The 13,298-nt window shown below is 57.6% G+C and carries 11 protein-coding genes; 1 reads left to right on the top strand and 10 read right to left on the bottom strand.

The features are described from left to right. Window positions 1–22: 22 nt before the first annotated feature. The 10 genes from AB1L30_RS19125 to AB1L30_RS19080 all read right to left on the bottom strand — a co-directional run bounded on the left by AB1L30_RS19125 (window position 23) and on the right by AB1L30_RS19080 (window position 12,181). A complete protein-coding gene (locus tag AB1L30_RS19125) occupies window positions 23–1,504 on the bottom strand; it encodes a M56 family metallopeptidase (RefSeq protein ID WP_367015030.1) in 1,482 nt (493 codons plus the stop codon). Further along, window positions 1,504–1,899, bottom strand: coding sequence for a BlaI/MecI/CopY family transcriptional regulator (locus AB1L30_RS19120; RefSeq protein WP_345090260.1), 396 nt, complete (start codon window positions 1,897–1,899; stop codon window positions 1,504–1,506). Before AB1L30_RS19120 ends, AB1L30_RS19125 begins: the two co-directional genes overlap by 1 nt. Before the next feature lie 209 nt (window positions 1,900–2,108). Further along, complete coding sequence (locus AB1L30_RS19115) at window positions 2,109–2,594, bottom strand: hypothetical protein (protein WP_367015028.1); 486 nt, start codon at window positions 2,592–2,594, stop codon at window positions 2,109–2,111. A 107-nt stretch (window positions 2,595–2,701) separates the two neighbouring features. Then, on the bottom strand, window positions 2,702–3,727 hold the full coding sequence (locus AB1L30_RS19110) for a class I SAM-dependent methyltransferase (protein WP_367015027.1): 1,026 nt from the start codon (window positions 3,725–3,727) through the stop codon (window positions 2,702–2,704). A gap of 27 nt (window positions 3,728–3,754) precedes the next feature. Further along, window positions 3,755–4,525 carry an LPS export ABC transporter ATP-binding protein gene (gene lptB / locus AB1L30_RS19105; protein WP_367015025.1) on the bottom strand — a complete coding sequence of 257 codons (771 nt, stop codon included), beginning with the start codon at window positions 4,523–4,525 and terminating at the stop codon, window positions 3,755–3,757. 21 nt (window positions 4,526–4,546) lie between these two features. Beyond that, window positions 4,547–6,295, bottom strand: coding sequence for a signal peptidase I (gene lepB, locus AB1L30_RS19100; RefSeq protein ID WP_367015023.1), 1,749 nt, complete (start codon window positions 6,293–6,295; stop codon window positions 4,547–4,549). A 163-nt stretch (window positions 6,296–6,458) separates the two neighbouring features. After that, window positions 6,459–7,718 (bottom strand): S26 family signal peptidase, encoded by a 1,260-nt coding sequence (locus AB1L30_RS19095; protein WP_367015022.1) that lies wholly within the window; start codon window positions 7,716–7,718, stop codon window positions 6,459–6,461. 96 nt (window positions 7,719–7,814) lie between these two features. Beyond that, on the bottom strand, window positions 7,815–9,626 hold the full coding sequence (lepA, locus tag AB1L30_RS19090; RefSeq protein ID WP_367015020.1) for a translation elongation factor 4: 1,812 nt from the start codon (window positions 9,624–9,626) through the stop codon (window positions 7,815–7,817). A gap of 95 nt (window positions 9,627–9,721) precedes the next feature. Further along, window positions 9,722–10,768, bottom strand: coding sequence for an ROK family protein (locus AB1L30_RS19085; RefSeq protein WP_367015018.1), 1,047 nt, complete (start codon window positions 10,766–10,768; stop codon window positions 9,722–9,724). A 249-nt stretch (window positions 10,769–11,017) separates the two neighbouring features. After that, window positions 11,018–12,181, bottom strand: a complete 1,164-nt coding sequence (locus tag AB1L30_RS19080; RefSeq protein WP_367015016.1) for a hypothetical protein — start codon at window positions 12,179–12,181, stop codon at window positions 11,018–11,020. Window positions 12,182–12,280: 99 nt separating this feature from the next. On the opposite strand from AB1L30_RS19080, the gene AB1L30_RS19075 reads away from it, so the two are divergent. After that, window positions 12,281–13,285, top strand: coding sequence for an EamA family transporter (locus tag AB1L30_RS19075; protein ID WP_367015014.1), 1,005 nt, complete (start codon window positions 12,281–12,283; stop codon window positions 13,283–13,285). The last annotated feature ends 13 nt before the right edge of the window (window positions 13,286–13,298 follow it).

Genomic DNA, 13,298 nt, shown 5'->3' with positions numbered 1-13,298 from the left:
TACGCTGGTCGGCACGAGAAGACTACTCGTCGTCGAGCCCTTCGGCCAGCTGATGCCAGAACGGTACTACCTTGGGACGCTGTTGCATCATGCGACGCTGTACGGCTGGCGGTGGCAACGGCGGTCGCTGACGCAGTTGCTCAACTTCCGCACGCAGCGAGCGAACCTCTTGCTGGAGCTGCTTCAAGACTTCCAGCATCTCTTGGTCTTCTTGGCGAACATCATCGATTGCATCGTCGTGATGATGATGATGGTGTCCACGACGATGGAGTTCGGCATGCTGTTCCAAATTGTGATGGTGCGGCTCGAGATGGTCACGCATGGCATGCTCAGGGGAAACCGACGTTGGTGCGGCGTCCTCGGGTTCGATATCTTCCAGTTCGACAATCGCGGATTGACGGTCTTTGGCCAACGCTTGCGGTGCCGAGTCAGGCCAAAAGATTGCCGACAGCATCCAAAGCCAAACCGGAATAGAAGCGAGCAGCAAGCCTGCTGCCCAGCAGCGTTCGCCTGCCGGTGGCGTTGCCATACCGAGAATATGACGCACGCGATCCAATAGCTTTTGCTGCGGCCCTCCCAGGAACGGAGTCGCCAGCGACGAAGCAGGCTGTTCCAATTGCCAGTGAGCGACCTCTTGCAGCGATCGAGCATAGTGCAATCGTTGGCCCAAAGCTTCAACAGCGAGTTCGTCACAACACGACTCTCGCGTTTGACGGATCTCGGACGACAGCCACCAGACGGCCGGATGATAAAAGAACAACGTTTCAGCCAGACGCTGCAGGAAGTTGATCCACAGGTCTTGGCGACGAATGTGTGCCAGTTCGTGGGCGAAGACGGCGTCGAGGATTTCTGGCGAGATCGAAGCCGCCCACGCTGCCGGCAGCAGAACCATCGGACGAAGCAGGCCAACGGTCATCGCCTGGCCGATCCGCTTGGAGTAGGCAATCGGAGGCAACTGAAGCAAATTCAAGCGAGTTGCCAGGTTGGCAAAGCGTACGAGCAAGTCAGATTCAACAGGCGTTAATTGCGATCGTCGTAGCCAGATTGTGCCGATGTAGCCAAGGAACAGACGCGTGCCCAAGATCAGCACGCCTACGCTCCAGCCCAGAATCAAGTACGGCTGCGAGCGGACGATCCAGCCGCCTAGCGACAGGGCTTTGATCGAGCTATTGCTGGTAAGCGAAGAGGCACTGGTAAGTGCCTGCCCGGCGAGATCATCCGAAGAGGCTGACTTGGGCGAATCGATCAGCGTCGCTGCGATTCCGTTCTGATCGATTGCCGTAGGAAGGCTGGTCGAGTCGATCAGGCAAGACGTTAGTACAGGGCAGCAGATTATCAGCAGCAATGTGCCCAAGGCACCGCTGTGGCGTGCCTGAGGGGTGCGGATGCAAAGCAGCGAGATGGCTAGCCGCCAGAAACCAAAGAGGAGAGTTGCTTGCCAGAGAAAATGAAGCAGGACTAGGGTGAGCTTCATTCCCAGCGGGCTTTGCAGGAGACTCCACATCAGGTCTCGTTCTCCTCTTCGTACTGCTTGAGTGCCTTACGAATTTCATCGAGTTCGACGGCGTTGGGTTTGGTTTCTTCCAGAAGATGGGCTACCAGTGTCGGTGCCGAGCCTTCGAAGACGCGTCCGAGCAAATCGCTGACGATTCCGCCGAGCGTCTTCTCTTGGGGCTTCTTGGCAGAGTACTGAAAGGCACGGCCCAGCGGCTCGCGTTCCAGCAAGGCTTTATCGGCCATCACATTCATCAAGCTCATCACCGAAGTGTAAGCTCGCGTGCGGCCTTGTTGATTGAGTTCCTCAAGAACTTCGCGGACCGTGCTGGGTCCGCGTTTCCAAAGGACTTTAAGTACCTCCAGTTCACCGGAGGTAGGGGTTTCCTGTTTGGGCCTGGCCATTGATATCGGATTGGGTAGGGTACGAGATGGGAATTCGATCGAATGTCTTACGGCCGTCGATACGGTACCAAATTAAACCGTACTCCTGGCTGAAAGTTTCGCCCCCCGAAACGTTTAGAACAACGATACCAGAATTATCTTGCGTTGGGCACGAGGATAAATATGCAAAATGGGGTGTCCAAGGCAAATTCACGGCAAACGGGTGCGAACTAAGAATCGCCATCGGGGGGCACGATCTGAGTGACAAACTGACCACGAATGACCGGACGCGATAACTTCCATAGCGCCCACACGGAAGGAAAGAAGGAGACGAGCACCAGAGGGAGGGGTAAGCATCCTGCTATCGAACCGATCACGCTTACCCAGTAGTTCTTGCGTTTGCGAATCGACCAGCCGGCATACACCAGCAAGCCACCCAGCACGGCGTAAGCGATTTCGTAAACGATCGCTTTCAAGGCGCTTTCCAGGTAGAACGCCGGTTGCCCGTAACTATCGGTATCGGAGGAAACCGTACGATACATCTGAATCGATAACGGCACTGCCACAATTGCCAGCAGCAGGTAAATCACACCACAGGTCATGATCACCGTCGAGGCAACCCCCAGGCCGTACGCAACCGAAGAGGTCGCGGGCGCAGCCGTTTCCTCTGGCGAGGGACTACGGAAAGGGTTCTGAGCACTTGGGGCAGATGGCATGACCGAAAAGCTTCCAGCGATGATCGGTGGCCCAAAAAAGAGAGTCGCGTTGGCCACACCGGTTGATCATATCGAGCCTGGGAATGGCAGGCAAATCAATGCGGTCGCTAGGCGGCTTTGCGGCGCGAAACCTTGTCGACCAGCTTACGATGACTTGGTTCCGACATCGCGCTGATCCATTCATGAAGATTGCGCTGCAGCTTCTTGCTGTTTCGCATGAACTTGTGCTTAAAATTCGTCATCCAGCTTTGACGGGCCTGGCTTTGTAGGATCTGCCAGGTGTGATCGAAGTTCCCTTCGATCAAGTAAGGCCAGCGGCGATCGACCGCCACTTCGGGCTTTCTCAAAATGGCCCACACCACGCTCAGCCGGTCGCAGGTATAGACCGTCACGACCTCGAATCCGCAGACATTGGCCAATGCCGAAAGGGTCGCACAGTTGAAATGAAACAAGTGCCCTGGGTGCCACTTCTGTCGGAATTGCGCGTCGAGTGAGTCGACATTTGGCACTTCGATCACCAGGTGCCCGCCTGGCTTCAATGCGGTGGCCAGCTTCTTCAATGCGGCGGTCGGATCGGCCAGGTGCTCTAGAACGTGGTAGATCGTGACGACATCGAAATGGGCTTCCGGCAATCGTGCTCGTTGCAGCGATTGATTGATGATCTTCACGCCATAGCTACGACGGCCAAACTGGGCATAGGCCTGATCGGCTTCGATGCCTTGCATCTCGAGGCCAGCGCGGCGACCCACGTAAAGCAGTTCGCCTGAGCCGGTGCCAACATCCAGGACGGTTGAACCTTTCGTGGTCAGCGACTGGATGACATCCATACGCTGGCCGGCGATTCGAGCGTTGCGTGCGGTATGCTTCCACTTCGGAACCGCGGCTGACTTGTAAAAGCGGCGATAGCCATTACGGTAGAAGTCGTCGATGGCGTCGTCGGCGGGGCGGGGATCGGTATAGACGAGGCCAGTTGCCTTCGAGATCACCGTCCGCATAGGGAACCCATAGCGATCGCGGTTGTAGACAACGACCCCGTCGTACGTGCCCGAGATGGGGCAGGCCGATTGGGCGCTGATCTCCAATCCGATCTCACCGTCACAGCCATTCCAGCTTTGAAACACGCGGTGTGCCATCGGCGGTTCTCGATTGTGGTTGTTGGATTAGGCCGCTGCGTCCAGGTCGCCTCGGTCGCCAAAGTTGTTGCGAGACAGATTGCCGAAGTAGTACTTCACCGCTTCCGGATGACGGACGACTTCGTCGGGAGAACCATGGCAAAGGATGTTTCCCCGATGGACGACGTAACAGCGGTCGACGATTTCCAACGTCTTTTCCGCCTGGTGGTCGGTGATCAAAATCGAGATGCCGCTTTGGCGGAGCTCGCGAATGACCAACTGAATGCTGTCGACGGTGACCGGGTCGATCCCGGTGAAAGGTTCGTCGAGCATGATGATCTCAGGATCCGAGACCAAACAACGAGCGATTTCCAAACGGCGACGTTCACCGCCGGAGAGGCTCTTCGCTTTCGACTTGCGAATGTGCGTGATATCAAACCGTTCCAGCAGTTCTTCGCAGCGCATCTTGCGATGGTACGAATCGATCCGCAGCAGTTCCATCACGCCCAGCAGGTTTTGTTCGACGGTCAGCTTCTGGAAGACGCTACTGTCCTGAGCCAGGTAGCCCATGCCGCCGTCGCGGCAACGCTTGAACATCGGCCACAAGGTGACGTCTTTGCCATTCAGCTCGACGCGGCCTTCGTTCGGCGTGACCATGCCGCAGGTCATGCGGAAGCTGGTGGTCTTACCGGCACCGTTCGATCCGAGCAGACCGACGATTTCGCCTCGCTTCACTTCGTAGCTGACGCCATCGACAACGCGACGTCGTCCATACGTTTTGACGAGGTTCTGAGCTGAAAGAATCGTTGATTCGTCCATGAATCCTGCGTTTCCTGCCGTTTACTGAATGAACTTCATCCGGGCGAAGTTAGGGAAAAACGGAACGGGCGTGTTCTTGGAATGTGGCCAATACACGAAAAGTGCCTTCCCGATCAACATGTGCTGTGGCACAAATTGCTGACCGAGAGGGAAAAGGCGACCATCCTGGCTTTCGGCACTGTTGTCCCCCAAGGGAAAATATTGCCCGTCTTCCAGCGTGAAGACTGCTTCGCGACGCGAGCGGAACAAGCTCGTCGTGCTCCAGCGAGCTGGGTCGGTCATCACTTCTCGGATCTCGTCGTCCGACGGAGCATTCCAGCCAGGGTGGCTGTCACGCTGATAGTCGAGAAGCGTATTCGATTGGCGGCCGAACTCGAACTGCTTGCCGTCGGCAATGTAATAGACATCGCGGAAGACACGCACGCTGCTCAGCTTGAACTCGACATCGGTCGTGCCGAAGCCAACCGGCAGCAGGTCGCCAGGATCTTCCTCGCTCCACATCGGAACGACTTCACCTTGAGGCGTGTAGGTTGCCGGCAACGAGAACGTGACCAGGCTGCCATCAACCCACAGGCGAAGTTCGTCGTCGGTATTGGCGAAGCGAAGTTGATAGGTCCCAGGCCCTTTGATCGAAGTCTGGGCTTCAATCTTGCCTGGTTCGTCGAACTCGATCGAAGGTTTGTCGGCGCTCAGCGTCGCCATGCCAGTGGCAACATCGATGTCGCAGCGGAAGTGCGTACCCCCTTCGACCAGGTCGAGCGAGAACGTGCCCGTTTCGCTGCGGATCTCAGCGTTACATTCCAGCATCAAGTCGCCCACCCAGTGCATGCCCGAGCTGGTGCGACGATTGCGGAAATGGTTGGTCGTGTCGGTGTTGTAGGCGCTGAAGTCGGTGATCAGCTGGCTGCACTCTTCGCGAGCTTCCTGCGTGTTGACACGCTGCCCGGTCTCGGCCAATGCCCAGTAGCTGACGTTCTTACCGTTGTCGGCCAGGACATGCCGATAGCGAAGCCAGGTCGGGCTTCCTTTCGGATGGCAGACCCACGCCCCGTTCTCTTCCTTGGTCCAATTGGCTCGGGTATCGGATGGATAAACTTCCAGGCGATCAGGGAAGCCAGCCTTCTCCAGAATCGGACATGGGTAGTCGGTATCGTAGATCAGCCGATGCAGCGTCAGCTGTTTGGCAGGCGGCTTGCGGGCGATCTTGAACTCGGTCTCGCCTGGCTTCTTAATGTAGATGTCGCCATGGAAGATCCGAACGGTTTCGCCTGGCAGACCGATCAATCGCTTGATGTAATTCGTCTGCGGTTCGATCGGATACTTGAAGACGATGACATCCCAACGCGCCGGATCGGCGAAGTCGTACGCGAACTTGCTGACCAGAATGCGGTCGCCGCTGTAGGATGGATTGTTGCTGACATCGGTCAGGCGGTGGTAAAGCGGATCGATCGCTTCGACCACGTTCTGAACTTGCTTGTTGGTGGAACGGTCGACTTCGCCGCTAGAGCCGACGGTGTATTCGTAGCCGGTGTATTCGTCGACGACATCTTTATGGCGACCCAGAAGCGTGGTGGCCATCGAGCCGGTCGGAATCACGAACGCTTCCGCCTCGAAAGCGCGGAACAGCAGAGCCAGAATCACGGCCACGACCAGCGACTCGACGAATTCGCGAGTCACGGCAAAGTGATCCGAATCGCCCGCTTTACGCGACTTGGTAGTGGTCGCATTCTTCGGCGCGATCGGCGACGAGGCACGCTTCTTCTTGGCCATTGAGGTCTCTGCTCCGTTCTCCGGTGGAAGGAGAATCGCGGGTGAATGGGAACCGACGCGAAGGCCTTTCTTCGAGGCGGTTCGGAAACGAGGCACCTCTCACTATAACCAATCGGCCAATCTGACGCAGCGCGGGTCGTGCGGGCGTAGTGCCGATGGAGGGTCAGTCCGCTAGCACTCGCAACACCTTGCCACGCAAACTCTTGCGAGCATCGACTGGCCCCAGCTTCCCGCGTGAGTCCTCAGAGATCGGGACGTTGTCCCCCAGGACGAAGATTTCGTGCTCGGTCAGCTCACGACCCAGCGACCAGTCCGCTTCGCTGCGGGGGGCACCAAGCCAGACGATGTCGCGGAAGATTTTGGTCTCGCGAAGGACGGCCTGACCTCCTTCGATCTTCAAGGCGAAGGGCTCGCTGCCAATCGGTTCGACCGCCGCGCCGAGCGGAAAGAAGCGTTGCCTTTGTGGATCGGAAATCTCAACGAACCATTGCCCGTCGCAGCGGCCGGCCCGGATCGTTCGCTTCTCCAGTGAATCGACATCGAGCGGCAGCACGACCGTCTGACGCCAGCTCTCGGAGGTGATCTTCCGAGCCTGCAAGTCGATGGTGATCGTGGTGAAGTCGTCGTCCTGGGGCATCTTCAGAATCAAGCGATCGGCCATCCAGTGCCCGAAGGTCCATTCCAGCCAGAGGTCGTTCGCCGGAAAGAGTTCTCGCGAGACATTGTGGTTGTAGGTGTAGCTGTCCAGCGGCGGAGCATCGTTGCCGATAGGGCTCGGAGGAGGAAGGCAACGCTGATGGTGATAGATCAGCCAATCATCGTCGCTATCGGGTTGGTGACTGATCGGTGCAAAGCCGATCGAACCCGGCCGGACGTTCCAACCACTGCTGGTGGCTCGCTGGCTTAAGAACCGAGGATGGTCGGGCGATTCGTCGCTTTGATCGTAGACCAACTGCTTCAAGGCTTCGCGTTCCTGAGGCGACTTGCGGATCAGCCGAGTGCCGCGATACAGTTCGCCGGCTTCGATGCGAGGTGATTCGCCCGGCAGAAAGGCGACCCGTTTGACTTGCCAATCGTTCGCGTCGTCAGGGTTCTGGAGTAAGACGATATCCCAGCGGCGAAGCTCGTCGAGGGTGACCGGTTCCCAGACCAGTTCGCTTCCTCGATGAATTTGGGAAGCATCGACGACATTGGCTTGAAAGCCGCAGTTCGGACAGGTCGTCAGTTCCGGAAGATTGCCGCCATCGAGGATGCTCTCGGCCTGGCAAGACTGGCAGTGCTGATGGTAGTGCGGCCCGAGCAATGTCGGAGCCATCGAGCCGCTGGCAACGCGGTACTTGGGAGCCGGTGTTGCCGTTGCGATAGCGAAAGCCGCCATCGACGCAGTGAAGATCAGCAAGATCAACAACGGGCCAAGTCGCATGGAATCCTCCGGTTTGGGCAGGGATGTCAGGCGATGGTCTGGGGAACCGTCGCCTTTTCCATTCTAGTTTGGCCTGATGGGGCGCAAGGCGTATTTTTAGCGGTCCTCGCCAGTTTCGAGAACTGCCATGAAGGCCTTCTGCGGAATATCGACCGAACCGATCGACTTCATACGCTTCTTACCTTCCTTCTGCTTGGCCCACAGCTTTCGCTTACGCGAGATGTCACCACCATAACACTTGGCGGTCACGTTCTTGCGGAGGGCTTTGACCGTTTCGCGTGCGATCACGCGGCTGCCGATGGCCGCCTGAACGGCCACTTCAAACATATGACGATCGATTTCCTCTTTCAACTTCTTCACGACCGCACGCCCGCGACGATCGGCGTCGGCACGATCGCAAATAATGCTGAGCGCGTCGACTCGCTTGCCGTTGACCAGGATGTCCATACGAACCAGGTCGGCCGTTTCGTAGCCGCGAATTTCGTAGTCCATCGTGCCGTAGCCGCGGGTGGCACTCTTTAGCTTGTCGTGCAGGTCGTAGATCACTTCCGCGAGAGGAATGTCGTAGACCAACATCGAACGGGTCGGCGAAAGGTACTCGGTCCGAACGTGAATGCCACGACGCTCGTTGCACAGCTGCATGACCGCACCGATGTAGTCGGACGGCTGGATCAAGCTGACTCGGACGATCGGCTGCAGGAACTCTTCGATCTCGCCGGCATCGGGCACGTCTTGCGGCTTGTGGATGTCGACCTTCTCGCCCTGCGAATTGATGATCTGATAGGTCACGTTCGGTGCGGTCTGCACGAGGTCGATGTCGGCCTCTTGTTCCAGACGCTGCTGAACGATTTCCATATGCAACAGACCGAGGAAGCCACAGCGGAAACCGAAGCCCAACGCATCGCTCGTTTCCGGCTCGAACGTGAAGCTGGGGTCGTTGATTCGCAGGCTCTTCAGCGCGTCGCGAAGTTGTTCGAAGTCTTGGCCATCGGATGGATAAAGGCCACAGAACACCATCCGCTTCGGTTCCTGGTAACCAGGCAGTGCCGGAGCACCCTTGTCCCCTTGGACGGTGATCGTATCGCCGATATTGACCAGTTCGAGCGACTTGATATTGCAGATGACGTAACCGACCTGGCCGGCCGACAGTTCGTCGCGAGCGACCGGACGTGGCACGAACTGGCCGACTTCCAGAACTTCGTGGTTGGTGCCACCACGGATGAAGCGGATCTTGTCCCCCTTCTTCAGGCGGCCGTTCATCACGCGGACATAGGTGATCGCACCGCGGAACTTGTCGTAGTGCGAGTCGAACACCATCGCTTGCAGCGTCGATTCGCGATCACCGGTCGGGGCAGGAATGCGTTCGATGATGCGAGTCAGCAGCGCGTCGACCCCCTGCCCTGTCTTGCCGCTGATACCGCAGATGTCGGTCGCGTCGAGGGCGAGTGTTTGTTCGATTTCCTCAGCCACTTCTTCGGGGCGAGCATGGTTGAGGTCGATCTTGCTGAGACATGGAACCACTTCCAGGTCGTGTTCCATCGCCATGAAGGCATTGGCCACCGTTTGGGCTTCGACCCCTTGGAAGGCATCGACCAACAGCACGGCGCCTTCGCAGCAGGTCAGCGATCGACCGACTTCATATTGGAAGTCAACGTGGCCAGGTGTATCGATCAAGTTGATTTCGTACTCGCGACCTTCATGCTTGTAGCGCATGGCAACAGCGCGAGCCTTGATGGTGATACCACGCTCGCGTTCGACTTCCATGTCGTCCAGCAGTTGTTCTTTCATTTCGCGCGAGCTGACCGTGGCGGTCTTTTCCAGCAGACGGTCGGCCAACGTGCTTTTGCCGTGGTCGATGTGCGCGATGATGCAGAAATTACGAATGTACTTCTGGTCGATGATTGCCATCGTGATGAAGGTGCCCTGCGCTGGTTGGTGGTTCGACTGCTGAACCTTGGCGAGTATCCGAATGATTCGGGTAAACGCCCCATTATACTACAGGACTAGCCAGTCAGGGAATCGCGGTGAGCCACGACTCTGGCCTTGCCAGCAGCCCCCAAATAGCCGGCATCGCCCCCAAGACGGGCGAAATCGACCACCGTCTTCTGAGCTGGGACCGGAAATGCCCGAGCTTTGACCTCTTGGCGGACCCGATCCAGAAACTTGCAGCCCAGTTCGGTATCGTGGCCGCCGAAGTTGATGGCCCCTCCGAGAATGACTGCCCCAGGGTCAATCGTGTGCATCAGCGAGACGATGCCGATTCCGAGATAGCGGGCCGTTTCCATGACGATATGCAGTGATAACGAGTCATCTTTTTCCGCTTCTTCTGCCACCATCAAGGGGGTAAGCTTCTCGCCGGCGTCGATCCGGGCATGCAGCGAGCTCTCTTTCTGGAGGTCGCCTTGCAGGGCTTCGGCAGTCCGTTTGATGATCGCGGTGCCGCTAGCGTAGGCCTCGAGATGCCCTCGCTGCCCGGTCGGAATTGTCCGGGCCGTTTCGCTGAAATCGATGATGATATGACCCAACTCGCCGCCATGGCTATGTTCACCATCGATCAGCAGGTCTTCCACAATAATGCCACCACCGACGCCAGTGCCCAGGGTCAGCAGGACGATGCTGCGGAATTCTTTGCCCGAGCCCAGCCAATATTCGCCGAACGCGGCCGCGTTGGCATCGTTGGCGTAGATCACCGGCCGGCCGGTCAGCTTCGACAGGCAATCGCGGATCGGAAAGTTGTAAGAGTTCGGCAGATTGTGGGGTTCCAGCAGCATCCCGCCGGCAATGTCCATCGTGCCGGGCGTGGCGAGACCGATGGCGGTGATGTCGCTCATCGGCCGGTTAATCGCCTTCATCATCTCTCGGATGACTTCGGTCGATCGCTCCATGTACCGCTGAGGACCTTCGGTCTCGTTAGTCGGGATCTTCTTGTACTGGACCGTGTTGCCGTGATCGTCGACCAGGCCGATCTTGATATTCGTGCCACCCACGTCCACACCACAGAAGAGCGGCAGAGTCTCTTTGCCTGGTTCGATATGGGGAGCGGTGGTCATGTTTCGGCCTTCATATTCAGGGGACAGTACGGCTGGTAGATGCCGAGCGACCTCAATCATAAGAAAGGGAGCTTACAGCCGCAATCGGCCCCATTGTTAAGCGCATCTCGCGTGTAAGGTTGAATAGATCCAACTCCTACTGCCGACGGTCGCCAACTGGCCCGGTGGCAAAGCGGCAGAATCGCCTAGTTACCCGAGCTATCGGATTGGAGAACGTGTGGAGTGTTGGTTCGATTGAGAAGCTTTGCGCTATTTACCCCCACTACGAATCTCGGAAGAGGAGATATCCATCCGAAACTCCGAAGCAGGGACTGGCTGGCACAAATTGGCCAAAGCTGGCGGCAGGGTCAGGTCTTCGAAGGCCTGGAAGTCTTCGTCGACGACCCGAGGGAAGACCAGGAAGCGGCAGTTTTGCTGGCGAAACTCTTCCAACGCGGCATCTCGAAGCTGGGGCGAGTCGTCGTAGTAGCGTGGTTCGGCAATTCGCACGATCGTATCGGCACCCACGACAAACGTCGCTTCCGGGAAGATCTTCGACTTCTCCAGAAAGGTCGGAGCGCGGGTCAGCCAACAGCGTAGCGGGCCATCGAACTGCCGGGCACGCGACTGGATCGAGAAGAAATCGAGCGGTGGCTTGTCGACGTTTTCGATTGAGATCTCGAAGTCGACTGGATGCCCGGTCAATTTTTCGGCGATCTCGGCCATGCGGATATGACCTTCGTGCAGTGGATTAAAAGCACCGGGGAAAAGCACGCCACGAAAGTCTTCGGTCGTGTTTTCTTCGAGTGCCCGCGGAACGCAGGCCGCATAACGCTGGCCCAGCATCAGCTCGGTCCACGATGGCCACGCGACAGCGGCCGTTTCGTCGACGCGTTCGCCAGGCAGCAGATCCAGCGGAATGCGGTCGCTGATGCCGGTCGCATCGGCCAACCGATTGAGGAGCAGCGCCGCAACGACGTTCTCTTCGCGGCCGCGGTCACGCGTGTCTTTCGTTAAGACCAACGACGCAATGCTGCTGGTGGTGGCGGTTTGCACGGCGATGTGAACGCGGTGCTCTCCTTTTTTGGGGCGTAGACTACGCAAACTGGCACTGCAGCCAATCCCCACCAGGTGCATGTCATCAATATCTGTGGGAGAAATTCGAGATTGCAATTCCCGAGCCCGGAAAAAGGACCGCATGGCCATGGCCTGGGCTGTGGCTCGACTGCAATAATGGGTGGGCTTGAAGTGGAGAAAGTCTTCGAGGGAAGCCGCCGAGTACGGAATGATGGCTTCAAGCACGGTGTCCGACGCACCAGGCACGCTCAGCAGTTGGCTGAGGGCTTCGCTTCCCCCGCCGGTAACGACAGCCGTCATTCGCCACGGCGAGCGATGTAGTTGTCGAATCAGATGATGGGTAATTGTGTCATTCATGGCCATTCCCTATCCCATACCCCCGACAGAATAGACCGTAGACCTGCGAATGTCGACCACAGGTCTGCGGTAACAAATGACCGATTTCCCTGGAACCGTATGACTGAGCGAACCTCAACGAGCGATTGGCTCGGCCTCTTTTGCGGTGTTTTAGCTGCGGTGGGGTACTCGCTGGCGAACGTTTGTTTGCGTTGGCTGACCGACCTTGATCCGATTTGGGTTTCGTTTCTGAAAGCGATTCCGACGGTCGCGATCTTTGGCCCGGTCGCTATCTGGCAAGTCTGGACCGGTCGGTCCCCCTTCCCGAAGGTATCGTCTCTGTTGATTCTGATCGCTGCCGCGACTTCCAGCCAGCTTTTGGGGAATGCGACCCTGCAGTGGAGCTTCGGCGTGGTCGGAGTCGCGATGAGCGTTCCCCTTTGTCTGGGGACGATGATCGTAGTGGGGGTTGTTATCAGCAAGTTGCTGCTTCAGGAATCGCTGACGCGTTGGCAGGCCTGGGGAACTTTCTCACTGGTATTAGCGCTTGTTTCGCTCAGTCTGGCGGGCCGAGGAGCAATTCAATCGGTCGTCCATCATCAAACCGGCTGGACGCTGATTGTTGCGGGTATTTTCGCTCCGATGGTAGCCGGCATTTCTTATGCTTTCTTAAGCGTGGCTATCCGCCGAGGGGTTTCGCGCGAGGTCAGTATGGCGCTCAGCACGTCGTTGATTTGCTGCGTCGGGATGGTGATTCTAGGGCCGCTAGGTTATTTCACCGCCGGATTTGATCAAATCGCCAGTACCACATTGCCCCAATATGGCGTGCTGCTGGTCGCCGGTCTGTTGAACGCCGCAGCGTTCGTGGCCCTGACGTTATCGTTTCGCTATGCCCCTGTGAACATCGGTAACGCGGCGAACTCGCTGCAAAATCCGCTTTCGGCATTGGCTGGAGTGATGATCTTCCACGAAGCATTCACCATCAACCTGGCGTTTGGCGTGGTGCTTACGGTGCTGGGTGTGGTCTTGATGGGTCTTAAGGGAAGACCGGTAACCCGGCAGGCTGAGAACTCAGCGAAGAATGGTCCGGCAGTTGTATCGGCCGCCCCGGAGAACGGCCGGTAATTAGCACTGCGGT

The sequence above is a fragment of the Bremerella sp. JC817 genome, from assembly GCF_040718835.1.
GTDB lineage: Bacteria > Planctomycetota > Planctomycetia > Pirellulales > Pirellulaceae > Bremerella.
This window is presented reverse-complemented; position numbering and strand designations above follow the sequence as displayed.